Source organism: uncultured Friedmanniella sp. (genome assembly GCF_964244005.1).
Taxonomy (GTDB): Bacteria; Actinomycetota; Actinomycetes; order Propionibacteriales; family Propionibacteriaceae; genus Microlunatus.
The window spans coordinates 54,233-77,594 of record NZ_CAXTHG010000015.1 but is presented as its reverse complement, the minus strand read 5'-3'; the positions used below and the strand labels follow the sequence as shown (position 1 = coordinate 77,594).

The 23,362-nt window shown below is 71.4% G+C and carries 17 protein-coding genes; 6 read left to right on the top strand and 11 right to left on the bottom strand.

Annotated elements, in window-relative coordinates:
• The first annotated feature begins 117 nt into the window (after positions 1 to 117).
• Together gcvP and ACFE76_RS11440 are read left to right on the top strand one after the other, a co-directional pair.
• The gene (gene gcvP / locus ACFE76_RS11445; protein WP_375431908.1) at positions 118 to 2,994 is read left to right on the top strand and encodes an aminomethyl-transferring glycine dehydrogenase; all 2,877 of its coding nucleotides are present in this window, start codon (positions 118 to 120) and stop codon (positions 2,992 to 2,994) included.
• Positions 2,995 to 3,239: 245 nt separating this feature from the next.
• The gene (locus ACFE76_RS11440) at positions 3,240 to 4,325 is read left to right on the top strand and encodes an SLC13 family permease (RefSeq protein WP_375431882.1); all 1,086 of its coding nucleotides are present in this window, start codon (positions 3,240 to 3,242) and stop codon (positions 4,323 to 4,325) included.
• A gap of 223 nt (positions 4,326 to 4,548) precedes the next feature.
• Here ACFE76_RS11440 and ACFE76_RS11435 read toward each other — a convergent pair whose 3' ends face one another.
• Positions 4,549 to 5,769, bottom strand: coding sequence for a pyrophosphate--fructose-6-phosphate 1-phosphotransferase (locus tag ACFE76_RS11435; RefSeq protein WP_375431881.1), 1,221 nt, complete (start codon positions 5,767 to 5,769; stop codon positions 4,549 to 4,551).
• A gap of 201 nt (positions 5,770 to 5,970) precedes the next feature.
• On the opposite strand from ACFE76_RS11435, the gene ACFE76_RS11430 reads away from it, so the two are divergent.
• Positions 5,971 to 6,603 carry an L-threonylcarbamoyladenylate synthase gene (locus ACFE76_RS11430; RefSeq protein WP_375431880.1) on the top strand — a complete coding sequence of 211 codons (633 nt, stop codon included), beginning with the start codon at positions 5,971 to 5,973 and terminating at the stop codon, positions 6,601 to 6,603.
• Between the two features lie 69 nt (positions 6,604 to 6,672).
• Here ACFE76_RS11430 and ACFE76_RS11425 read toward each other — a convergent pair whose 3' ends face one another.
• Entirely contained in the window at positions 6,673 to 8,004 is a 1,332-nt protein-coding gene (locus tag ACFE76_RS11425) for an alpha-amylase family glycosyl hydrolase (protein ID WP_375431879.1), read from the bottom strand.
• A 16-nt stretch (positions 8,005 to 8,020) separates the two neighbouring features.
• On the opposite strand from ACFE76_RS11425, the gene ACFE76_RS11420 reads away from it, so the two are divergent.
• A complete protein-coding gene (locus ACFE76_RS11420) occupies positions 8,021 to 9,328 on the top strand; it encodes an ankyrin repeat domain-containing protein (protein ID WP_375431878.1) in 1,308 nt (435 codons plus the stop codon).
• A gap of 80 nt (positions 9,329 to 9,408) precedes the next feature.
• Here ACFE76_RS11420 and ACFE76_RS11415 read toward each other — a convergent pair whose 3' ends face one another.
• The 4 genes from ACFE76_RS11415 to ACFE76_RS11400 form a co-directional block, all read right to left on the bottom strand.
• Positions 9,409 to 9,612 (bottom strand): DUF2945 domain-containing protein, encoded by a 204-nt coding sequence (locus ACFE76_RS11415; protein WP_375431877.1) that lies wholly within the window; start codon positions 9,610 to 9,612, stop codon positions 9,409 to 9,411.
• Between the two features lie 119 nt (positions 9,613 to 9,731).
• Complete coding sequence (locus ACFE76_RS11410; RefSeq protein WP_375431876.1) at positions 9,732 to 10,832, bottom strand: CDP-glycerol glycerophosphotransferase family protein; 1,101 nt, start codon at positions 10,830 to 10,832, stop codon at positions 9,732 to 9,734.
• Complete coding sequence (locus ACFE76_RS11405) at positions 10,829 to 11,632, bottom strand: HAD family hydrolase (RefSeq protein ID WP_375431875.1); 804 nt, start codon at positions 11,630 to 11,632, stop codon at positions 10,829 to 10,831. The genes ACFE76_RS11410 and ACFE76_RS11405 overlap by 4 nt, the downstream gene beginning before the upstream one ends.
• Before the next feature lie 137 nt (positions 11,633 to 11,769).
• Positions 11,770 to 13,200, bottom strand: coding sequence for a deoxyribodipyrimidine photo-lyase (locus ACFE76_RS11400; RefSeq protein WP_375431874.1), 1,431 nt, complete (start codon positions 13,198 to 13,200; stop codon positions 11,770 to 11,772).
• 208 nt (positions 13,201 to 13,408) lie between these two features.
• Here ACFE76_RS11400 and ACFE76_RS11395 point away from each other — a divergent pair, with 208 nt between their 5' ends.
• Entirely contained in the window at positions 13,409 to 15,661 is a 2,253-nt protein-coding gene (locus ACFE76_RS11395) for a glycoside hydrolase family 3 N-terminal domain-containing protein (protein WP_375431873.1), read from the top strand.
• 12 nt (positions 15,662 to 15,673) lie between these two features.
• On the opposite strand, the gene ACFE76_RS11390 is transcribed toward ACFE76_RS11395, so the two are convergent.
• The 3 genes from ACFE76_RS11390 to ACFE76_RS11380 form a co-directional block, all read right to left on the bottom strand.
• Positions 15,674 to 16,150 (bottom strand): SRPBCC family protein, encoded by a 477-nt coding sequence (locus ACFE76_RS11390; protein WP_375431872.1) that lies wholly within the window; start codon positions 16,148 to 16,150, stop codon positions 15,674 to 15,676.
• Between the two features lie 19 nt (positions 16,151 to 16,169).
• Positions 16,170 to 16,643, bottom strand: a complete 474-nt coding sequence (locus ACFE76_RS11385; RefSeq protein WP_375431871.1) for a Fur family transcriptional regulator — start codon at positions 16,641 to 16,643, stop codon at positions 16,170 to 16,172.
• A gap of 99 nt (positions 16,644 to 16,742) precedes the next feature.
• Positions 16,743 to 17,960, bottom strand: coding sequence for an FAD-binding domain-containing protein (locus ACFE76_RS11380; RefSeq protein WP_375431870.1), 1,218 nt, complete (start codon positions 17,958 to 17,960; stop codon positions 16,743 to 16,745).
• Between the two features lie 250 nt (positions 17,961 to 18,210).
• Here ACFE76_RS11380 and ACFE76_RS11375 point away from each other — a divergent pair, with 250 nt between their 5' ends.
• On the top strand, positions 18,211 to 19,332 hold the full coding sequence (locus ACFE76_RS11375; protein ID WP_375431869.1) for a HoxN/HupN/NixA family nickel/cobalt transporter: 1,122 nt from the start codon (positions 18,211 to 18,213) through the stop codon (positions 19,330 to 19,332).
• A 69-nt stretch (positions 19,333 to 19,401) separates the two neighbouring features.
• Here ACFE76_RS11375 and katG read toward each other — a convergent pair whose 3' ends face one another.
• Positions 19,402 to 21,654, bottom strand: a complete 2,253-nt coding sequence (katG, locus tag ACFE76_RS11370; protein WP_375431868.1) for a catalase/peroxidase HPI — start codon at positions 21,652 to 21,654, stop codon at positions 19,402 to 19,404.
• 116 nt (positions 21,655 to 21,770) lie between these two features.
• Positions 21,771 to 23,303: a DHA2 family efflux MFS transporter permease subunit gene (locus tag ACFE76_RS11365; RefSeq protein ID WP_375431867.1), complete on the bottom strand. Its 1,533-nt coding sequence runs from the start codon at positions 23,301 to 23,303 to the stop codon at positions 21,771 to 21,773.
• Between the last annotated feature and the right edge of the window lie 59 nt (positions 23,304 to 23,362).

Sequence of the window (23,362 nt, the reverse complement as noted above, 5' to 3'; positions counted from 1 at the left end):
CCCACCGGGTGACAGAGGGGGAGTGGACCGCGCTCGTCCGAGCCGTGGGCCGCATCTCCAGGACGCGCGAAAGAAGCCCTCCCTGTGCCCGACGCCGCACCGCTGCCCGCCACTACGTTGACCGTCCCGACGCCGCCGACCGTTCCCCCCTCCCCGTTCGTCGGCCGGCACATCGGCCCGCAGCCCGACGAGCGCGACAAGATGCTCGCCGCCCTCGGCCTGACCACGATGGACGAGCTGGTCCAGCAGGCGATGCCCGACCGGATCCGGATGACGGCCCCGCTCGACCTGCCGCCGGCGCTGACGGAGTCCGAGACGCTGAACGTGCTGCGCGACCTCGCGGCGCAGAACCAGCCCCGGACCGCCATGATCGGCCTGGGCTACGCCGGCACGGTGACTCCCTCGGTGATCCGGCGCAACGTGCTCGAGGACCCCGCCTGGTACACCGCGTACACGCCCTACCAGCCGGAGATCAGCCAGGGCCGGCTCGAGGCGCTGCTGAACTTCCAGACTGTCGTCTCCGACCTCACCGGGCTGCCGACCGCGGGCGCCAGCCTGCTGGACGAGGCCACCGCGGTGGCGGAGGCGATGACGCTGGCCCGCCGTTCGGTGAAGACCGGCCAGACGCTGCTGCTGGACGCCGACAGCCTGCCCCAGACGATCGGCGTCGTGACCACCCGCGCCGCCGCGCTCGGCCTCGACGTGACCGTCGCGTCCGGGCCGCTGCTCGAGGCGCTGGCCGAGGTCGACGCGTTCGCGGTGGTCGTCCAGACCCCCGGCGCGAGCGGACGGCTGGCCGGGACCGACGAGCTGCGGGCGGTGGCCGACGCCGCCCACGCGCAGGGCGCCCTGGTGATCGCTGCCTGCGACCTGTTGGCGCTGACGGTGACCACGCCGCCGGGGGAGTGGGGCGCTGACGTGGCCGTCGGCTCCAGCCAGCGGTTCGGCGTCCCGCTCTTCTACGGCGGCCCGCACGCCGGCTTCATGTCGGTACGCAAGGGCCTGGAGCGGACACTGCCCGGCCGGCTCGTCGGGGTCTCCAAGGACGCCGCGGGGACGCCCGCGTTCCGGCTGGCCCTGCAGACCCGTGAGCAGCACATCCGCCGCGAGAAGGCGACGTCCAACATCTGTACCGCCCAGGTGCTGCTGGCCGTGACCGCCAGCATGTACGCGGTCTACCACGGTCCCGACGGCCTGCGCGGCATCGCCGGGACCGTGCACGCCCAGGCCGCGGCCCTGGCCGGGGACCTGGTCGAGGCTGGGGTGGAGGTCGTGCACCGCTCGTTCTTCGACACCGTGCTCGCCCGGGTCCCGAGTCGGGCGGCGGCCGTCGTCGCGGCAGCCCGCGAGGGTGGCGTCCACCTGCGTCACGTCGACGCCGACCAGGTCGGGATCGCCGTCGGTGAGGACGTCACCGCGGCCGACCTGGACGCTGTCCGGCGGGCTTTCGGGGCCTCGGCCGGCGCGAGCACTGCGGGTGACCTGGCCGGCAGCGAGCGGCAGAGCGCCTACCTGACCCACCCGGTGTTCAACACCCACCACAGCGAGACCGCCATGCTGCGCTACCTGAGCGCGCTGGCCAACCGGGACTTCGCCCTCGACCGCGGCATGATCCCGCTCGGCTCGTGCACCATGAAGCTGAACGCGACCACCGAGATGGAGCCGATCTCCTACGACGGCTTCGCCAACCTGCACCCGTTCGCCCCGCTCGAGGACGCGCAGGGCTACGCCACCTTGATCGAGGAGCTGGAGAGCTGGCTGTCCGAGGTGACCGGCTACGCCCGGGTCTCGCTCCAGCCGAACGCCGGCAGCCAGGGCGAGCTCGCGGGGCTGCTCGCGATCCGCGGCTACCACCGATCCCGCGGTGACGTCGACCGTCGGGTCTGCCTGATCCCGTCCTCGGCACACGGCACCAACGCGGCCTCGGCGGTGATGGCCGGGATGAAGGTCGTGGTCGTCGGGGCAGAAGAGGACGGGTCGGTCGACCTCGACGACCTACGGGCCAAGATCGAGACCCACCGCGACGCGCTGGCCGCGGTCATGGTCACCTACCCGTCCACGCACGGCGTCTTCGAGGAGGGCATCACCGACCTGTGCGCCCTCGTGCACGAGGCCGGCGGCCAGGTCTACGTCGACGGCGCCAACCTGAACGCGCTGCTGGGTCTGGCCCAGCCGGGGAAGTTCGGTGCCGACGTCAGCCACCTCAACCTCCACAAGACGTTCTGCATCCCCCACGGCGGCGGCGGTCCCGGCGTCGGTCCGGTCGGGGTGGGGGAGCACCTGGTGCCGTTCCTGCCCGGCCACGGATTCTTGCATGAGCACGGCCTCGACAGCACCGGCGAGGTCTCGGCGGCCCCGTACGGCTCGGCCGGCATCCTGCCGATCAGCTACGCCTACATCGCGATGATGGGCGCCGACGGCCTGACCGCGGCGACCAAGCACGCGCTGCTGGCCGCCAACTACGTCGCCGAGCGCCTCGGTGGTCACTACCCGGTGCTCTACGCCGGCCGTAACGCCCGGGTCGCCCACGAGTGCATCCTCGACCTGCGGCCGATCACCAAGGCCAGCGGCGTGACCGTCGACGACGTGGCCAAGCGGCTGGTCGACTACGGCTTCCACGCGCCGACGATGAGCTTCCCGGTGCCCGGCACCTTGATGGTGGAGCCGACCGAGTCCGAGGACCTCGCCGAGATCGACCGCTTCTGCGACGCCATGATCGCGATCCGGGCCGAGATCGACCGGGTGCAGAGCGGTGAGTGGCCGGCCGAGGACAACCCGCTGGTGCACGCGCCGCACACCCAGGCCGTGGTCACCGCCGACGAGTGGACCCACCCGTACAGCCGCCGGACCGCCGCCTTTCCGGCCGGCCTGCACACGGGTCCGCTCTACGCCGACGGCTACGACAAGTACTGGCCCCCGGTCGGGCGGATCGACGGCGGCTTCGGCGACCGCAACCTGGTCTGCACCTGCCCGCCGCCCGAAGCCTTCGAATAGCCACCCCACCAGGCACGCGACCCGAGCTCTGCGCTGAGTACGGGATCATCGCGAAGACTTGAGCCGCGACTACACGGCTCAAGTCTTCTCAATCTTTTCACCAGCCGCTAGGCCGACCTCGAAGCAGCTCGAACCCTCAGCTTGGCGGCTGGACGAGGACCCGTTCTCGAGGGGCTCGACAGCCTTGGGCACGTCTTCGAGGCCTCGCAGACTCAGGGCGCGACGGGCTGGCTAGGGTGAGCGGCGTGGACCTCGCGGCGCTGGTCGACCGGGTCGGTCCGATCCTCGGCTTCGTCGTCTGCATCACGGTGGTCGCCGAGCTGGCCAGCGGGATCGGCGTCTTCACCACGCTGGCGCGGGGGGCCGCTCGGCTGGCCCGCGGCTCGGTCCTCGCCCTGTGGCTGCTCGTCGTCGCCGTCGCGGTGCTGGCGACGGCCGTCCTGTCCCTGGACACCACGGCCGTCCTGCTGACGCCGGTGGTGCTGGCGCTGGCTGCCCAGCTTCAGCTCGACCGTGCCGTGTTCGCGTACACGGCGGTCTGGCTGGCCAACACCGCCTCGCTGCTGCTGCCGGTCTCGAACCTCACCAACCTCCTGGCGGTCGGCCGACTCCCCAGCTACGACGCCGTCCGGTTCGCCGGTCTGACCTGGCCGGCCGCCGTGGCGGCGGTCGTCGTCACGGTCGCGGTCCTGGCGCTGCTGCACCGCCGTTCGCTGCGGGGGCGCTACGCACTGGGGCCGGCTGCGCCCGTGGCGGACCGCCGGCTGCTCGTGCTCGGCATGACGGTCTGCACCCTGCTCGGTCCGGCGTTCCTGCTCGGGGTCGACGTCTTCGTCGGATCTGCGGTCGCGGCCGGGGTGCTCGTGCTGGCGTGCGCGGTGTCGCGGCCGGACCTGCTGCGCTGGCGGCTGCTGCCCTGGCCGCTGGTGCTGGGGGTCAGCCTGCTCTTCGTCGCGGTCCAGTACGCCCACGACCACGGGCTCGGTACGCTGCTCGACGCCGCGGCGGGCCGCGGCGAGGGCTGGACGGCCCTGCTGCGGCTGGCCGGACTCGGCGCGCTCGGCGCCAACGTGGTCGACAACCTGCCCAGCTATCTCGCCCTCGAGCCGGCCGCCGCCGACTCGCCGGTCCGGCTCGCCGCTCTGCTGGTCGGCGTCAACGCCGGACCGCTGGTCACGCCGTGGGCGAGCCTGGCCACGCTGCTCTGGGCCGCCCGCTGCCGCAGCGCCGGCGTCGACGTCTCCTGGGGTCGCTTCGCCCTGCGCGGCCTGGTGCTCGTACCCCTGCTCCTGGTCAGCGCGGTGACCGCACTCTGGCTGGTCTCGGGCTGAGGTCTTCGACGACCAGGCACCCCAAGCGAGGTTCGGACACCCCTGCTGAGGCCGCCGTGGTCGACTCCGGCGCGCCTCGAGCTTCTCCCCCTCCGCTCCCGAACCCGACTTGTCAGCGTCCATGGTCGCCCCGGCGACCACCGGCGCTGACAACTCGGTAACCGGGGGGATGGGGACCGGACCGGGGCGCCGGTGCCGGCCTGGCCCCACTGCCTCCGCAGGCTCAGTGAGCGGCCGCGGCCTGCGCGGGCGGCTGGCCGATCCCGGCGAGCAGGTCGGCGTACCAAGGCACGGTGATGTCGAACGGCTTCCCACCGCGGATCCGGTCGAACTCGATCGCCCGCAGCTCGTCGCCGCGCTCCTCGTCGTGACCGACCACGCCCGGCTCGCCGCGCAGAGCCGAGTCGACCGCGAAGTCGGTCATCGAGCGGATCAGGTCGAGGTCGGCCTGGTTGGCTGCCGCGGACCGGGAGAAATAGCCGGACTTCTGCACGAGCACCTTGGCCGCGCCGAGGCGCTCGGCGAACTTGCTCGCAAACCAGGCACCCGGGTTGACCTTGTCGATCCGGACGTGCCCGAACGGGTCACGGTCGACCTCCGCGCCGCTGCTCTCGAGCTCGGCGACGATCGTGTCCAGCCCGGCCCCCTCGGAGACGAACAGGTTGACCGAGCCGACGGCGTCCATCACCGCGCTCAGCCGTTCGGCCTCGGCCTCCAGGTCGAAGACGGCCTCCGGGACATAGACCCCGTGGACGTCCCACGCCTCGCGGCTGAGCCCGATCTCGGGTAGCCACTCGCGGGTGTCCAGCCAGTCGCGGTACGCCTGCGCGGTGGCGGCGGTCAGCCAGCCGCAGTGCCGGCCCATCACCTCGTGCACGATCACCATCCGCGACCCCGAGTTGTGCTCGGCGACCACGTTCTCGGCGAACCGGGCGCCCTGCTCGGCCGCGGTCCACGCGCCGAGCGACTGCCGGATCGGGATCACGTCGTTGTCGATGGTCTTGGGCAGGCCCACCACGGTAAGGGCGTAGTCGTTCGCGGCGAGGAAGGCGGCCAGGTCGGCCGCGGTGGTGTTGGTGTCGTCGCCGCCGATGGTGTGCAGCACGTCCACCCCGTCGGCGGTGAGCCGGTCGGCGGCGGCCTGCAACGGGTCGACGCCCTCGGCCACCAGACCACGCTTGACCAGGTCTGCGGCGTTGGTGAGCTTGACCCGCGAGTTACCGATCGGGGAGCCGCCGAACGCGTGCAGCAGACCAGCCTTTTCCCGGATCTCGGGGGTGACGACGATCGAGTCGCCCTGCAGCAGGCCCTGGTAGCCGTAGCGGTAGGCGATGATCTCGACCTCCGGGGCGAGGGCGGTGTACCGCTCGATCAGCCCTCCGATCGCGGACGAGAGACAGGGGGCGAAACCGCCGGCGGTGAGGAGAGCGACCTTGGTGACCATGGTCATGAGCCTAAGGGAGAGCGAACACCAGTAGTCTGTCGCCGCTAAGTCTTGGGCTTGGCGGCGCCCAGGCACGCACCTCGCGGCGTTCTCCTCGTCGTGCTACGACCCGGTAGCCCTTCCTCGTCGGCCTTGCGATGCACGCACCTGGACGCCGCCAAACCACAAGGCTTAGCGGCGACAAACTACTAGGCTCGCCCCATGGCCCGCTACCTCGACGTGCACCCGGTCAACCCGCAGCCGCGGACGATCAGCCAGGTGGTCGAGCTGTTGCGGGCCGACGGCCTGATCGCCTACCCGACCGACTCCTGCTTCGCGCTCGGCTGCCAGCTCGGCAACCGCGACGGGCTCGACCGGATCCGCTCGATCCGTCACCTCGACAGCTCCCACCACTTCACGCTGGTCTGCGCCGACTTCGCCCAGCTCGGCCAGTTCGTGCACCTGGACAACGCCGTGTTCCGGGCGGTCAAGGCGGCGACGCCGGGCCAGTACACGTTCATCCTGCCCGCGACCCGAGAGGTGCCGCGCCGGATGCTGCACCCGAAGAAGCGGACCGTGGGCGTCCGGATCCCCGAGCACGCCACCGCGCTCGCGATCGTCCGCGCGCTGGGTGAGCCGCTCGTCTCCAGCACCCTGCTGCTGCCGGGCGAGGACGCGCCGATGACCCAGGGCTGGGAGATCAAGGACACCCTCGACCACGTCCTGGACGCCGTCGTCGACTCTGGCGACTGCGGCGAGGAGCCGACCACGGTCGTCGACTTCTCCGACGGCACGGCCGTGATCACCCGGGTCGGCGCCGGCGACCCCGAACGGTTCGAGGCCCTCGCGGCCTGAGCCGTGACCAGGAAAGACGTTGCGACATGGTGCCGCGTACTCGCGGCACGATGTCGCAACATCGTGGGTTCAGGCGACGTACGGCGGGCCGGTGGCGATCAGGACCTGCCAGCCCCAGGCCGCCAGGACGACGGGCTCACCGGCGGTCAGCTGGACGACCTCGGAGCTGGCGAAGTCGCGGTAGTGACCGGGGTAGAGGTCCTCGCCCAGGGCCGTCTCGACGGGTGAGCCGGAGAAGTTGAACAGGGCCAGCACCCGGTACCGCTCGTCGCTGCGGACAAAGCTCAGCACCTGGCTCGGCGCGTCGTTGGGCACCGGCACCATGTGGGCGCCCCAGCCGCCGCTCCACAGCGCGGGGGTGTCGCGCCGCAGCGCGATCAGCCGCCGGTAGAAGTCGGCCATCGGGTCGTTGCGCCACTCGATCGGGTCGCGGTCGAAGAACTTGAGCCGCCGCCGTAGTCCCGCCTCCTGGCCGTTGTGCACCAGCGGCATGCCGCGCCCGACCACCGAGAGCACGATGGCGGCCTCGAGCGCGTCGCCGAACATCTCGTACTCGGTGCCTTCCCAGGCGTTCTTGTCGTGGTTGGCCACGAACATCATCCGGATGCTGTCGTCCGGCCAGGCTTTGCGGTCCCAGGAGTAGAAGATGCGCAGCAGCTCCACGTCGGCCTCACCCATCGCGATCGCGTGCAGCGCCTCGTTCCAGCTCCAGGCATAGCTCATGTCGAACGCGGCCCGGTGCAGGTCTCGCGACTCCCACTCGGCCAGCAGGAAGACCGGTTTCACCTGGTCCAGCTCGCGACGGACCGTCTCCCAGAAGTCGGTCGGTACAAAGCCGGCGACGTCGCAGCGGAAGCCGTCGAGGTCGTACTCGCGTACCCAGTGCACCATCGCCTCGGTCATGTACTGGCGCAGCTCGGGCACCCGGTAGTCGAGGTCGATGATGTCGTCCCAGTCCCACCACGGCGTCGGCGTGACGTCGCCCTTGTAGTCGCGGGCGTACCACTCCGGGTGCTCGGCGAGCAGCGTGCAGTCCCAGGCGGTGTGGTTGGCGACCCAGTCCAGGATCACGCGGAGGCCCAGCTCGTGAGCCGATGCGACGAAGGCGCGCAGGTCGTCCGCGGTCCCGAGCTCGGGGTTGACGCCGTAGTAGTCGCGGACCGAGTACGGCGACCCCAGGCCGCCCTTGCGGTGGCTCTCGCCGATGGGGTGCACCGGCATCAGCCAGAGGATGCTGACGCCCAGCTCTTTCAACCGCGGCAGGTGCTCGGCGGCCGCGGCGAACGTGCCGACGGCCGTGAACTGACGGGTGTTGACCTGGTAGATGGTCGCGTTCCGGCACCACTGCGGGTGGCTGATCTCCACGTCGCGGGCGGGCAGGTAGCGATCGTCAGCCAGCATCGGCCTACCGTAGGGCATGTCTGCAGCCGCGAAGCCCGACGTGCCGCACGAGGTCTCGGCGCAGTACGCCCGCGATCCCCTGGCCGGGCTGGACGATCCGGCAGCCGAGCCCAGCACGGACCTGCTCCGGCACGCCGTGCTGCTCTTCGGCCCACCCGACGGTCCGGCGCGGTGGGCTACCGCGGCGCAGCTGCTGGCTGAGCAGCCCGGACTGCCCGCCACGAACGTCTGGGTGGCGGCCGCGGCGGCGGACCTCGGTGCGCTGGGTCGGCACCTGGCCGCCGACCCGAGTGCCGCCGGGCGCGAGGGTGGGCCGTTTGGCTGGCCGCCCCTGCTCTACCTGACGTACGCCCGACTCGGCTCCGGTGATCCGGTCGGCTGCGCCGAGCTGCTGCTGGACGCCGGTGCGGATCCGGACGCCGGCTTCCTGTGGCAGGGCTTGCCCACCCCGTTCACCGCGCTGACCGGTGTGTTCGGCAGCGCCACGGCCGAGCAGCCGGCGCACCCCGACGCTGGCTCCCTGGCCCGGCTGCTGCTGGACCGCGGAGCGGACCCGAACGACGGCCAGGCGCTCTACAACCGGATGTTCGTCGTCGACGACTCCCACCTCGAGCTGCTGCTGGCCGCCGGACTCGGCACCGGCGACGGCGGTCCTTGGCGGCGGCTGCTGCCCGACCTCACCGACTCACCCGTCCAGCTGCTCGCCAGCCAGCTGGGCTGGGCCGTCGTGCACGGCCTGGTGGAGCGGATTCGGCTGCTCGCCGGCTACGACGTCGACCTGGTCGGACCGGTGACCGGCAGCTGGTTGCCGACCTCGCTCGGCCGGACCCCGCTCGCGCTCGCTCGTCGGTCCGGCCGGACCGAGGTCGCTGCTCTGCTGGCCGAGCTGGGCGTCGCTGAGGAGGTGGACGCGGAAAGTCGGCAGCTCGGCCGGTTGCTGACGGGGGACCTGACCGAGCTCGACAGGACCGACGTCGACCGGCTGCAGCAGCGGTACCCGTCGTTGGTGCTGCGCGCCGCTGTGGCCGACCAGCTCGAGGGGGTCCGGCTGCTGGTCGGGCTGGGCTTCGACGTGAACGCGCGAGGCCGCCAGGACCTGCCGCTCGAGCAGCCGTGGGAGACGGCGCTGCACCACGCGGCGGGGGAGGGCAAGCTCGAGCTCGCCGCGCTGCTGCTCACCCTCGGCGCCGACCCGGCCGTCCGCGACCACCGCTACGGGGCGACCCCGCTGGCCTGGGCCCGCGAGCTCGAGCAGGCCGACCTGGTCGCGCTGCTGGAGCTGCTCGGTCCGTCGGACCGCGACCGGGCGGCCGCCGATGCCTGAGGACCCTGACCCGGTGCTCAGACTTCGGGTACCCGCCTTTCTCCGTCAGCAGGCCGCCCGCGGCACCCATGTCGGTGCCCTCAGGCCTTGGTCAGGCTCGACTCCTTGTGCGCGGCCTTCGAGCCGGACTTCTCCGACTCCACGATCCAGAAGGGCTCGTCCTCGGAGGCGTTGAAGTGCTGCCCGTCGAAGGTGAACCTCTTCGTCTTCTTCTCGACCGTCTTGCCGGTGGTCTGTCCCTGGGAGGTGTTCCAGTGAACGAGGTCGCCTGTGCTGAGTGCCATGGCCCGAGCGTAGACGGCACCTACCCGCGATAGCTCTCGAGCTGGCTGACCGGCCGGCCTCTGGTGTCCTCGTCAGGGTCCTGGACGTACACGACGCGGTCCCGACGCTGGCGCCCGGCTCAGTCCCGACCAGACAGCTGCGGCTGCCGGCTGCTGACCGTGTCGTAGACCCACTGCAAGCGGTCCCCGGCGTGGCCGTCCTCGCGGTGGCTGAAGAGGCGGCGGAACTCCGCGTGCGGCTGCTCGAAGCGCCGCGCCAGGCCGTCGAGGTCCTGCAACGCGGCGATGACCTCCGGGCTGGTCCGCAGCACGGGGCCGGGGGCGAGCGGCTCGAGGTCGAAGTAGAAGCCGCGGAGGGAGTCCCGATAGCTCTCCAGGTCGTAGGCGAAGAAGATCAGTGGCTTGGCGGTGATCGCGAAGTCGAACATCGTCGAGGAGTAGTCGGTGATCATGACGTCCGCGGCCAGGTAGAGGTCGGGGGCGTCGGCGTAGCGCGACACGTCGACGACGCCGGACCGCTGCATCGGGTCGGCCCGGTGCGTCACCTTGTAGTGCAGCCGCGGCAGCAGTGCGAACGTCGGTCCCAGGGTGGCGATGAAGTCGTCGACGTCGAGGGCCAGCTCCACGTTGGGCGTGCCGTCGGCGTAGAACTCGTCGTCACGCCAGGTGGGGGTGTACAGGACGGCGGTGACGTCGTCGGCGATGCCGAGGGAGGCCCGGACCTGGGCCCGGACCTCGTCGGCGTCGGGGGAGGACAGGATGTCGTTACGCGGGTAGCCGACCTCCAGGATCTCGCCGGTGAACCCGAACGCATCACGCAGCCGCGGGGTGCTCTCGGCGTTGGGCGACAGCAGGTAGTCCCAGCGGGCGACGTCGCGGTCGAGGTTGGCCAGCACTCCTTCGGGCGCCCAGAGGACGTCGTTGTGGATCCGCTTCAACGGGGTGCCGTGCCAGGTCTGAAGGTAGACCGCGCCCGGCTTCTTGTCCCAGTCGAGCTCGAGGTGGCTGTTGGCGACGATGAGGTCGGCCTGCTCCAGCGCGGCGCGGGTCTCGGGCCCGTTGACCGGGACGGTGCTGACGCCGGCCGGGAAGCTGTCCGCGTGCCGCGGGTCGCAGCGCCAGACGTGCTCGTCGGTGGGGTTGGCCCGCGACCAGCGCTCGTAGAGGGCCCGCGGGTTGTCGCTGTATCGGCCTTCGAATGAGTCGTAGACGATCTTCATGATGCCCTCCTCGGGGTGGGGTTGGTGACGCCAGAACCGACGGGGGACGGCTGGGAGTGGTCGAGCAGCTGTTCCAGCTCCGACCAGGAGTCGACCAGGACGGACACGCCGGCGTCCTCGAGCTCAGCGATCCGCTGCGCCCGTTCCGCGGCGGGCACGTAGCCCAGCATGCCGACGGTCACCAGACCGGCCGCGACGGCCGACTGCACGCCGGGTACGGCGTCCTCGACCGCGATCGCCGTCCCGGGCGCCGGCGAAAGCCGGTGCACGGCCCACCGGTAGACCGCCGGGTCGGGCTTGCTGGTGGGAACGGGCAGGGAGTCCTGGGCACTGAAGCGCCGGTCGGCGGGGAACAGGTCGGCGAGGCCGGTGCTGGCGAGGCTGACGTCGATCCGGCTGCGGGCGCTGGAGCTGACCACCGCCAGCCCGAACCTGCGGGCCAGTCGGCGCAACGGCCCGCTGACCTCGGGATCGGGCTGCAGCACGGCGCTGAGGTGCCGCATGACCGCCTCGTTCTCCTCGACGACCCAGCGCTCGACGTCGCTGCGGAAGGGCTCGGCGACGACGTCAGCGCCGTGCATCTGGGCCAGGCGGACGATGGAAGCGCGAAAGCTCAGACCGTTCGCCGCCTGCCGCAGCTCGTCGGCGCTGTACCGCTTCGACACGCCGAGCCGCTCCAGGCACCGGTTGGCCACGACCACCGACGCGTCGAACGCCGGTTCCTCGGACCCGAAAAGGGTGCCGTCGGCGTCGGACAGCAGGGTGGTCACCGCGGTGAGGTCGAGGGACGGACCAGACACGCTGACTCACCTCCGCCGTCGGGATCGGGACGTCCCGCCACGGATCGGACGGATGGGTGATCGTACGCTGCCCAGGCCAACGCACAGCAAACGGCGTCGCCGGGCCGCGCTCAACCACGGCCCGCCCGCCGCCGCGCTCAGGCGTTCGCCGCCCGGCGGACCTCCTCGACCTCGCGCTCGACCTTGGCCACGTACGCCTTCGGGTCGGTCTTGCGTTCGAGCCCGCCGGCGGTCATCGACCGGGTCTTGCCGAAGACGGCGCGCTCGCCCCAGCCGCGGTCGTGCTGGCCGTAGACCCAGGCGACGTTGGCGAAGGAGTTGGCGTCGCGTCCGTCCAGGAAGTAGGTGTTGTTGAGCCGCAGCGTGGTCGCGTACGCCTCTTCCGGGGTCGCCGACCACTCCAGGATCTTCTTGCCCCAGTACATGCGCATGTGGTTGTGGAGGTAGCCGAGCTCCTTCATCTCGGTCATGGCCGCGTTCCAGTACGGGTCGTCGGTCGCCGCGTCCTCGAGCTCGCGGGCGGTGTAGCCGGGCTCGCGCGGGTCGCCCGCGTGCTCGGCCAAGGTGGTCCGCGCCCAGGCCGGCAGGCACGAGTACTGGTCGTAGTCGGGCTGGTGGTAGACGAAGTTCATCGGCAGCTCGCGCCGGACGATCAGCTCCTCGAGGTAGGTCGAGACGTTCTCGTCCTCGCCCTGCTCGCTGATGGCCAGCGCGATGGCGATGGGGGAGATCTGGCCGAAGTGCAGGTACTTGCTCATGTGCGACACGTGGTCGGTCTGCGGCTGGTTGCGGTTGGCGGCGTAGTCGGCGAACTGGTCGCGCAGAAATCTCTGCAGCACCGCCGTCGCCGCGGACGTCCCGCCGGTGAACAGCGGTACGGGTCGCACCGTGTGGTCGAGGTCAAGACTAAGGAGCAGCGTGTCCAGGTCGGACAGATCCTCACCCTCGACCTCAGGTGCAGCGGTGTCCTTCAGCTTCGTCTGCGGCAGGTCGACGAGAAAGCGGTCCAGGTGGCGGGTGATCTTCGGCCGGATGGTGCGGGCGGCGTGCTCCTGGTGGTCGCTGGCCAGCTCGACCGGCACCACCACGTCGCTCTCGACCTGGACGACCGCGCAGCCGGCCGCCGCGGCCACGTGCTCGCGCCACTGTCGCTGCGGCCGCAGATAGCCGCGGTCGCACACCACCAGCGCCGCGTCGGCGGCGAGCCGCAGCGCCACCTCGTCCGGGGCGCCCCGCTGCACGACGAACGGCACCGACCGCTTGGCCAGCGCGGCTTCGACGTCGGCCAGCCCCTGCAGCAGGAAGTGGTAGTGCCGCAGGTTCGCCTCGGGATAGCCGTCCATCAGACCGAACGCCACGAGCAGGGGCTGCTCGAGCTCGTTCGCCCGATGGATGGCGTACTCGAGGGCGTGGTTGAGCTCGCTCCGCTGGGACTGCTGCATCCAGTACAGGACGTAGTGCCCGTCCTCGCGGACCGGGTCGTCGTTGAGCAGCTGCACCCGCTCAGGCTGCAGCCCGGGGTAGAGGTCGTGGGGAGCCGGGGTGGGTTGCGCCTTTACCTTCGCCATCCGCACAGGCTAGGTGGACCCTCCGACAGTTCCGGCCAGCCCGAGCTGCCGCCGGCAGCATCATCGGCAGCGTGCTACGCGGTCTGCACCAGCGGCACGATAGCCACAGAGGACCGCCCGCGTCGGCCCGGGACCCGTCCGGGAGACTGGGCCGGGTCAGAGCGGTCACGGCAGAAGGCACACCGGCAGGGTGGCCGGAGGAGGAACCATGGTCGACGCGCAGGACCAGATCAGTGACGAGCAGGTCAAGGAACGGGTCGAGGAGCTGCTCGCGCAGCTGACCACGGCCGAGAAGGCCGGCCAGCTCACCCAGTACTTCTACTTCGGAGCACCGGGCGAGGCGATGGCCGACGGCACGCCGGCCCAGGGGGCGATCGTCGAGTCGGCCCTGAGCCGGGGCGAGGTGGGCTCGCTGCTCTTCGTCACCGACCCGGCTGAGAGCAACCGGCTGCAGCGGCTGACCGTCGAGGGCCACCGGTTGGGCATCCCGGCGCTCTTCGGTTTCGACGTCATCCACGGGCTGCGGACCATTCTGCCGGTGCCGATCGCGCTGGCGGCCTCCTGGGACCCCGCGACCATCGAGCGGGGCCAGGCAGTCGCCGCGCGCGAGGCACGGGCTGTCGGCATCCACTGGTCGTTCGCGCCGATGGTCGACATCGCCCGCGACCCGCGCTGGGGCCGGATCATCGAGGGCGCCGGCGAGGACCCGTTCCTGGGGGCCGCGGTCGCTGCGGCGCAGGTACGGGGGTTCCAGGGCCCGGCGCTCGGCACCGCCGACCGCGTCATTGCCGGACCCAAGCACTTCGCCGGCTACGGCTACGCCCTCGGCGGCCGTGACTACGACGAGTCGAACATCTCCGACGCCGAGCTGTGGAACGTCGTCTTCCCGCCGTTCCAGGCGGCCATCGACGCCGGCGCCCGCAACGTGATGACCGCCTACATGGACCTCAACGGTGTGCCGGCGGCCGGTAACCGCTGGCTCTTCACCGAGATCCTGCGCGACACCTTCGGCTTCACGGGTTTCGTGGTCAGCGACGCGAACGCCGTCCGCGACCTGCACACGCACGGCTTTGCCGCCGACCCGACCGACGCGGGCGTCCGTGCGGTGACCGTCGGCGTCGACATGGAGATGGCGATCGTCGACCCGGCGTACGCGCACCTGCCCGAGGCGGTCGAGTCGGGCGCAGTGGCGCTGGAAGCGCTGGACACCAGCGTCCGCCGGATCCTCGAGGCCAAGATCCGGCTCGGCCTGCTCGACGACCCCTACGTGGACGAGGAGCGGGCCCGCACCGTGCTCGCCGACCCTGAGCACCGCAAGGTCGCCCGGACGGCGGCGGAGCGGTCGGCGGTGCTGCTGCGCAACGAGGGCGGGCTGCTGCCGCTCGACCCCACCGCCCTGGGCTCGGTGGCGCTGATCGGGCCGATGGCGGACTCCAAGCGGGACACCCTCGGTCCGTGGGTCTTCGACTTCGACCTCGAGGAGACGGTCACGGTCCTCGAAGGGTTGCAGCACAAGCTGGGCGATTCGGTCGCGGTCGGCTACGCGCCGGGCGTCCGCCCCGGTCAGCGCTCTTTCCCCTCGCTCTTCGACATGTTCCCCGGCAACGCCCCCGAGGACCCCGAGGACTTCGACGACGAGGCCGAGCAACTGCGGGCCGTCGAGCTGGCCCGGGCGGCCGACGTGGCCGTCGTCGTGGTGGGGGAGTGGCAGAACATGATCGGGGAGAACTCGTCCCGGTCCTCACTCGACCTGCCGGCCGGCCAGCTCGAGCTGCTGCAGGCCGTCGTCGCGACCGGCACGCCGGTGGTGCTGGTGGTGCTGAACGGCCGCCCGCTCGACCTCCGCTGGGCCACCGAGCACGTACCGGCGATCCTCGACCTCTGGTACCCCGGCAGCCAGGGCGGGACCGCCGCCGCGAACCTGCTCGTCGGCGACGTCTCGCCGGGAGGCAAGCTGCCGTTCACGTGGCCGCGGACCGTCGGCCAGGTGCCGATGATCTACAGCCACACCGTCTCCCACGACCCGCAGAAGCAGGGCCAGCGCTACTGGGACGAGGCGAGCACGCCCCTGTTCCCCTTCGGTCACGGGCTCGCGTACTCGACCTTCGCCTACGCCAACCTCAGCGTGGACCGCGACACCGTCGGTCCGGAGGAGACGGTCACCGTCTCGGTCCAGGTCACCAACAGCGGCGAGCGGGAAGCCGACGAGGTGGTGCAGCTCTACCTGCACCAGCGCTACGGCACCGCCTCCCGGCCGATCCGCGAGCTGAAGGGCTTCTCCCGGGTCACGCTGGCGGCCGGGGAGTCCCGCACCCTCACCTTCCCGGTCGGTCCGGAGCACCGGCGCTACTGGAACGCGGCCGTCCGCGACTTCGTGCTCGACCCGTCCACCTTCGACGTCTGGGTGGGTGGCGACTCGACCGCCGAGCTGGGCACGACGTTCGAGGTGCGCCCGGCCTGATCACGTTGGTGGCTACGGCCGGCCGACCTCCTCCGACAGCTGGGCGAGCACCCCGCCGGCGTAACCCCGCCAGAGGCGTCCGACGAGCGGGACCAGCAGCCGGGCGGGGGCCGACCGGGCGTGGAGGTTCCACTCCCAGGTGGCCTCGGTCGTGGCGCCGACCGCCCGGAAGCTCCAGGACTCCTCGATCGCCCTTACTACCGGCTTGAACGGTCCGGACAGCACGGTGAGCCGGTTGCTGAACTCACGCGGGGGGTCGAGGGTGAGCATCTCCTCCCGCATCGTGCCCCCGTCGGCGGTGACGAAGACCCGGGTCTGGCCGATCGTCTCCCACGCACCCTGCTGGTCGCGGACCTCGACGATCGGCGGCATCGGGCCGTACCGGCGGGCGTAGAGCTGGGGGAGGGGCAACGACAGCGTCGCCTCGAAGACCGCTTCGACCGGGGCGGCGATGGAGCCGGTCCGGCGGACGGTGGTGGGGGTGGGCATAGCCGGATCGTAGGGCTGGTCAGCCGGCGGTGGAGCGACAGGGGGCACAGACTCCGAGCAGCGCGCTGTGGCCGGGGTCGAGCCGGAACCGGAACTCCTCCTCCAGCCGCTGCTGCAGAGCCGTCATCGTGTCGGCTGGGGCGTCCAGGACGGTCCCGCACCGGGTGCACTGCAGGTGGACGTGCGGCCTGGCGTCGCCGGCTGCGGGCTCTGGGACCGTCAGGTGGTAGACGGTGGCCGTACCGCCGAGGTGGATGTGGGCGACCAGCCCCAGGTCGCCGAGGGTGGCCAGCGCCCGGTAGACGGTCGCCCGGTGCACGTGCGGCGCCCGCTCGGCCGCCCGGGTGACGACGTCCTCGGCGCCGAGGTGCTCGTCGGTCCGGTCGAGCACGCCGAGCACGGCGAGCCGGGCCGGCGTCACCCGTTCGTGCCGGCTGCGCAGCAGCGCGACCGCCGCCGCCACCCGCGCACTGCCGTCGGTCTGCTGGGACATGGGACCAGTCTGCCTGCGTTGTCCGGCGGACGCCGGATCTACGCGTCCCGAGATGGTCGAGGGCCCCGAAGGGGTTGCGTGGGCTGGTGCACCACCCCCCTAGCGGCGGCGCGCACCGCCGGAGACCCACGCGCTGTAGGAGCGCAGCGAGGCGTTGCCCGGCCGACGCAGCCACGGCCAGGGGTGCAGCTCGGCCACGGTGAGCTGGGCGGCCCGGGCGGCCCAGCCAGGGACCGGCGCGTACGTCGTCGCCAGCCGGTATCCCGCCAGCTCGGTCACCGGCGAGCCGCGCCGTACCTCGAGCGGCCGGGCCTGCGCCAGCTCGCCGAGGGTCTCGGCCAAGAAGACCAGCCGTTTGCCCGACAGCCGCAGCCGACTCAGCAGTGGCTCGTCGAAGACGAACACCGCGGGCCGGTCGGGCTCGGCTGCCAGGGCGGGGTCGCCGGTCCCCAGCGACTCCGCCGTCAGCCAGGTGACCTCCCCGCCCCCGCCCTCCACCTCCACGGGACCGGCCGGAGTCGGACCAGTGCCGAGGTCGGGACCGTCGACCGCCGGCCCGAGGTCGGCGTCCGGCCAGTCCTGGATCGGGCAGGCCTGCCGCAGGGGGCACCGACGACACAGCTGCGGGGCTCGCTTCTCGACCTGCCACCGGCTGAAGCCGTACGCCTTGCCGCTGCCCGTCCCCGTCGTCCACTGCCAGCCGAGCCGGTTGGCCGCCCGCGACCCGTCGAGCAGGTGCGCGAACATCTCCTGCTCACCGTCGCGCCAGTCGGCCCCGGCCCGGACAGCCCACTGCGACGCGAGCCACATCCGGGTCTGGTTGACCACCCAGCCGTCGTGGTGCAGCTCACTGACCACCGACTCCAGGCAGGCCATCTCGGCCGGCCACGGCTCACGCGTCCAGGTCGAGGAGCGGGGCTGGTCGCGGCGCAGGGCCCGACCGAGCGCCGGTCCGGTCCGGGCGTAGAGGTGGCGGGCGTACTCCTGCCAGAGCAGCTCGTCCCGGTAGCGCTTCCGGTCCTGGTCGGGGGCGTCGGACACCCGAGCCCAGACCTGGGGCAAGGTGAGCAGTCCGTGCCGGATGTACGGCGACATCCGGCTCGCCCCGCGTTGGGACTCGGGCAGCACCGTGCTGCGCTTGCGGGCGTACCCGGTGATGTCGAGCTGAGCCAGTGCGGCGTCCGCCGCGGCCTGACCGCCCGCGAAGCCGCCGGCCGCGATCGCGTCGGGACCCTCCAGCGTCAGGTCACCGAGGTGCTCACCGACCCAGGCGGTGACGGCGTCGAGGTCAGCCGGAGGGGTGGGGAGTACGGGCACGAGGTCATTCCCACCGCTGGCGGCCGATGGATGCGGCGGCCGGTCCGGCCGCTCGTGGTCACCCCGTGAGCTCTCCGGGGGCGGAAGGGAACCTCACCGCGGTCGACGAGGCGGTCCGACGGACCCGAAAGGCTCGGTCGCCCGCCGGCGCGGCTCGGGGGAGCCTCGCGGGACGCCGCACCAGATGCGATAGCGTCGCATCTAGGGCAGGTGCCCGTGGGCAAGAGTCAAGCAGCTGAGCGGGGACCCGATGGCAGAGCAGCGCAGCAAGGGCTTGCCGGTCGGCCGGCTGACCCGGCTCCGGCGCTTGCTGAGCCGTCAGGAGTGGCGCTCAGTGATCGCGATGGCGGGTTTCGTGGCGCTGCTGCACGTCGTCGGCTGGGGCGTCCTGGTCGGGCTGGTCGCCCCGGCGAACTACCAGGTCAGCACCACCGGAGTCTTCGGGATCGGACTGGGCCTCACCGCGTACACGCTGGGGATGCGGCACGCGTTCGACGCCGACCACATCGCCGCCATCGACAACACCACCCGTTCACTGATGGCCGAGGGCAAACGTCCGGTGTCAGTCGGCTTCTGGTTCTCCCTCGGCCACTCCACGATCGTCTTCGTGCTCGTCGGCCTGCTGGCCCTCGGCGTCCGCGCGCTGGCTGGTCAGGTCGAGGACGACTCGTCGATCCTGCAGCGGGTGACCGGCGTGGTCGGTACGGCGGTGTCGGGCACGTTCCTCTACCTGATCGGCATCCTCAACCTGGTCATCCTCGTCGGCATCGTCAAGGTGTTCCGGCGGATGCGGCACGGCGAGCTGGACGAGGCAGCCCTGGAGGCACAGCTGGCCAACCGTGGCCTGATGAACCGCTTTCTCTCCGGCGTCACCAAGGCGGTCCGGCAGCCGTGGCACATGTACCCGGTGGGCGTCCTCTTCGGCCTGGGCTTCGACACGGCGACCGAGGTGGGGCTGCTCGTGCTGGCCGGCGGCGCGGCCGCGTTCAGCCTGCCCTGGTACGCCGTCTTGACGCTGCCGGTCCTGTTCGCGGCCGGGATGAGCCTGCTCGACACCATCGACGGCTGCTTCATGAACTTCGCGTACGGCTGGGCCTTTTCGCGGCCCGTCCGCAAGGTCTACTACAACATCACTGTGACCGGCCTGTCGGTCGCGGTGGCCCTGATCATCGGCACGATCGAGCTGCTCTCGATCCTGACGGACCGGGTCGGCATCACCACCGGCCCGCTGGCCGCGGTGGCCCACCTCGACCTCAACGAGGTCGGGTTCGTCATCGTCGGACTCTTCGTCCTCACCTGGGCCGTCGCCCTCGCCGTCTGGCGTTGGGGACGGGTCGAGGAGAAGTGGGAACGCAACCTCCGAGCCGACTGATCTCAGATCGTGTGTGGAGAAACCCCGCGTAGTCGAGAGGTTTCTCCACACAAGTCTTGAGGGTCGGCCTCAGACGAGGTCGTACCGGTCGGCCATCATCACCTTGGTCCAGGCGGCAGCGAAGTCCCGGACGAACTTCGCCGCGGCGTCGTCGCTGGCGTAGACCTCGGCCACGGCGCGCAGCTCGGAGTTGGACCCGAACAGCAGGTCGTTCCGGGTTCCGGTCCACCTCACCGCACCGGTGGCGGAGTCGTGACCGGTGTAGGTTCCCGGGTCGCCCTCGACCGGCTTCCAGTCGGTGCCGAAGGCGAGCAGGTTGACGAAGAAGTCGTTCGTCAGGGTCCCGACCCGCGTCGTCAGCTGACCATGCGTGGAGCCGCCGGAGTTGGCGCCGAGCACCCGCAGCCCGCCCACCAGGACGGTCATCTCGGGCGCGCTGAGGCCGATCAGGTTGGCGCGGTCCACCAACAGGTACTCCGCCGGCAGCCGGTGGCCCTTGCCCAGGAAGTTGCGGAACCCGTCCGCCGTCGGCTCCAGCGGCACGAACGACTCGACGTCGGTCTGCTCCGGCGACGCGTCGGTCCGGCCGGGCGTGAACGGCAGCTGGACCGGGTGACCGCCGTCGACGGCCGCCTTCTCCACCGCCGCGTCGCCGGCCAGGACGATCAGGTCGGCGAGGGAGATCTTCGTCGGTCCGGCCGCGTTGAACTCGGCCCGCACCCCCTCGAGCGCCTGCAGGGCCCGGTGGAGCTCCTCGGGCTCGTTGACCTCCCAGCCGTTCTGCGGCTCGAGCCGCACCCGGGCGCCGTTGGCCCCGCCGCGCTTGTCGCTGCTGCGGAACGTCGAGGCCGACGCCCACGCGGTCGCGACCAGGCGGGGGACGCTGAGCCCCGTGGCCAGCACCTGCTGCTTGAGCGCGGCCACGTCCTCGGCGGTGACCAGGGGGTGGTCGACGTCGGGGACCCGGTCCTGCCAGATCAGCGCCTCCTGCGGCACCTCAGGGCCGAGGTAGCGCTGGATCGGGCCCATGTCGCGGTGGGTGAGCTTGAACCAGGCCCGCGCGAACGCGTCGGCGAAGACGTCGGGATTGGCCAGGAACCGTTGGCCGATCTCGGCGTAGATCGGGTCGACCTTGAGCGCGATGTCGGTGGTGAGCATCGTCGGCGACCGCGTCAGCGAGCCGTCCTCGGGGTCGGGCACGGTGTTGGCCGCCGCGCCGTTCGTGGGCTGCCACTGCCAGGCGCCGCCCGGGCCCTTGGTGAGCTCCCAGGCCAGGCCGTACAGGTTCTCCAGGTAGCTGTTGCTCCACCGGGTCGGGGTGGAGGTCCAGGTGACCTCGATGCCGCTGGTGATGGTGTCGCGACCCCGGCCGGTGCCAAAGCTGTTGAACCAGCCGAGGCCCTGCTGCTCGATCTCGGCGCCCTCGGGCTCCGGACCCACATACTGCTGCGGGTCGGCGGCACCGTGGGTCTTGCCGAACGTGTGGCCGCCGGCGATCAGGGCGAAGGTCTCCTCGTCGTTCATCGCCATCCGGGCGAACGTGTCGCGGATGTCGTGGGCCGACGCCGCCGGGTCCGGGTTGCCGTTGGGTCCCTCGGGGTTGACGTAGATCAGGCCCATCTGGACCGCGGCGAGCGGCTGCTCGAGCTCGCGGTCGCCGGTGTAGCGCTCGTCACCCAGCCAGGTGTCCTCAGGGCCCCAGTAGACGTCCTGGTCGGGCTCCCACACGTCCTTGCGGCCGCCGGCGAAGCCGAACGTCGGCAGGCCCATCGACTCCAGCGCACAGTTGCCGGTGAAGATGATCAGGTCGGCCCAGGACAGCCGGGCGCCGTACTTCTGCTTGACCGGCCACAGCAGCCGCCTGGCCTTGTCGAGGCTGGCGTTGTCGGGCCAGCTGTTGAGCGGGGCGAAGCGCTGCATGCCCGCCCCGGCGCCGCCGCGACCGTCGGTCACCCGGTAGGTACCGGCGCTGTGCCAGGCCATCCGGATGAAGAAGGGGCCGTAGTGGCCGAAGTCGGCGGGCCACCAGGGCTGGGAGGTGGTCATCACCTCGCCGACGTCACGCCGGAGCTCGTCGAGGTCGACGCTCGCGAACGCCGTGCCGTAGTGGTAGTCGGCGTCCATCGGGTCCGAGGACGCACCGTGCTTGCGCAGCACCGCCAGGTTGAGCGACCGCGGCCACCACCGCTGGTTGCTGTTGCCGCCCTCGGTGGGGTGGCTGATCCGGCCGAAGCCGACCGGGCAGCCGGCCGCCTGCTCGTCGTTCATGTGGGCTTCGCGGGTCGTGTTGTCGACCTGCTCGGTGCGTTCGTTTTCTGACATGGAGAAGAGTGACCTCAGATGTGTTCGGGAGGATGGGTGTGACGCTGGTTTCCACCGTCCCTCACGCGCTGCGCCAGATCAAGTCGACTGCCGCGCGCGTGGGCACTTTCTCCGGCTTACTGGTGAACCGCGACCGGCTCGCGCTGCTCGACCTGCGCGGCCGCCGGCTCAACGGGGCTCCCCAGCGACAGCCCCTGACCGCGGCGCCGGAACAGACACGCCGCGAGCACCGCGCCGAAGGCGAAGAAGCTGGCGCCCCAGGCGTACGCCACGGCGTAGCTGTGCACGGCCGCCTCAGCCGCGACGGCGGGGGTCGTCGGCCGGTGTTCGGCGAGGTAGGTCATGGTCGCGCTGGCCGCGAGCGTGTTGAGCAGGGCGGTGCCGATCGAGCCGCCGACCTGCTGGCTGGTGTTGACCATGGCTGACGCGACGCCGGCGAACTGCCGCTCCACGCCCAGGGTGGCGGTCTGCATCGACGCAGGCATGATCGACCCCATCGCGAAGCCCAGGATCATCAGCGGCGGCAGCACGTTCGCCGCGTAGGTGCTGTCCAGGTCGAGCCGGGTGAGGTAGAGCATCCCGGCGCAGCCCAGGACCATGCCGAACGGGACCATGATCTTCGGCCCGAGCCGGGGCGCGAGCAGGTTGGTCGACAGCTGGGCGGCGAGCACCAGCATCGCGATCATCGGCAGGAAGGCGATCCCGGTCCTGATCGGGGTGTAGCCCAGCGACGACTGCAGGAAGTAGGTGACGAACAAGAAGATGCCGAACATCCCCGCGCCGGCGATCAGCACCGAGCTGTACGCCGCACCGCGGTTGCGGTCCAGCACGATGGTCAGCGGCAGCAGCGGGTGTGACGCCCGGCGCTGCCAGAGCACGAACGCGACGAGCAGGACGCCGGCGGCCGCCAGCAGCCCCCAGGTGAGCGTGGCGCCCCAGCCGTCGGTCTCGGCGTTGGAGAAGCCGTAGACGAGGGAGAAGAGGGCGCCGGAGACGAGCAGCGTCCCCGGGACGTCGAGCTTGGGCCGCGGGCCGGTGCGGTCGCCCGGGGTGACGAAGATCAGGGCGCCGAGCACGGCCACGACCGCGATCGCGACGTTGATGTAGAGGGTCCAGCGCCAGCTGAAGTTCTCGGTCAGGACGCCGCCGAGCAGCAGCCCGACCGCGCCACCGGCGCCGGCGATGGCGCCGAAGACGCCGAACGCGCGGGCCCGCTCCCTGGGGATGACGAAAGTGGTGGTCAGGACGGCCAGCGCGGTCGGCGCGAGCAGGGCCCCGAACGCGCCCTGCAGCGCGCGGGCTCCCACGAGGGTGCCGAAGCTGTCCGCTGCACCGCCCAGCGCCGACGCCACGGCAAAGCCGACCAGGCCGACGACGAAGGTGATCTTGCGCCCGATCAGGTCCGAGAGCCGGCCGCCGAGCAGCAGCAGGCTGCCGAAGGCGAGGGAGTAGGCCGTGACGATCCACTGCCGGTCGGCGTTGGAGAAGCCGAGGTCAGTCTGCGCCGAAGGCAGAGCGATGTTCACGACCGTCGAGTCGAGGACGATCATCAGCTGCGCCAGAGCGACCGTGGTGAGGGTCCACCACCGGCCGGACGGCCCGTTCGGGCCGTTTGCCGCGCGACGAGGGGTTGCCGAGACCGAGGACATGGTGACACTTTAGGAGGTACCACGTCGTATCGAAACTTGTTAGTCTCGAATTAACGCTG

Coding starts and splice junctions, on each gene's coding strand:
- ACFE76_RS11390 (WP_375431872.1), bottom strand. CDS start 16,150: ATGCCCACCCCCACCACCGTCCGCCGGACCGGCTCCATCGCCGCCCCG.
- ACFE76_RS11415 (WP_375431877.1), bottom strand. CDS start 9,612: ATGGCACTCAGCACAGGCGACCTCGTTCACTGGAACACCTCCCAGGGA.
- ACFE76_RS11425 (WP_375431879.1), bottom strand. CDS start 8,004: ATGCTGGCTGACGATCGCTACCTGCCCGCCCGCGACGTGGAGATCAGC.
- ACFE76_RS11365 (WP_375431867.1), bottom strand. CDS start 23,303: ATGTCCTCGGTCTCGGCAACCCCTCGTCGCGCGGCAAACGGCCCGAAC.
- ACFE76_RS11395 (WP_375431873.1), top strand. CDS start 13,409: ATGGTCGACGCGCAGGACCAGATCAGTGACGAGCAGGTCAAGGAACGG.
- ACFE76_RS11385 (WP_375431871.1), bottom strand. CDS start 16,643: ATGTCCCAGCAGACCGACGGCAGTGCGCGGGTGGCGGCGGCGGTCGCG.
- ACFE76_RS11375 (WP_375431869.1), top strand. CDS start 18,211: ATGGCAGAGCAGCGCAGCAAGGGCTTGCCGGTCGGCCGGCTGACCCGG.
- ACFE76_RS11430 (WP_375431880.1), top strand. CDS start 5,971: ATGGCCCGCTACCTCGACGTGCACCCGGTCAACCCGCAGCCGCGGACG.
- ACFE76_RS11400 (WP_375431874.1), bottom strand. CDS start 13,200: ATGGCGAAGGTAAAGGCGCAACCCACCCCGGCTCCCCACGACCTCTAC.
- ACFE76_RS11420 (WP_375431878.1), top strand. CDS start 8,021: ATGTCTGCAGCCGCGAAGCCCGACGTGCCGCACGAGGTCTCGGCGCAG.
- katG (WP_375431868.1), bottom strand. CDS start 21,654: ATGTCAGAAAACGAACGCACCGAGCAGGTCGACAACACGACCCGCGAA.
- ACFE76_RS11435 (WP_375431881.1), bottom strand. CDS start 5,769: ATGGTCACCAAGGTCGCTCTCCTCACCGCCGGCGGTTTCGCCCCCTGT.
- ACFE76_RS11410 (WP_375431876.1), bottom strand. CDS start 10,832: ATGAAGATCGTCTACGACTCATTCGAAGGCCGATACAGCGACAACCCG.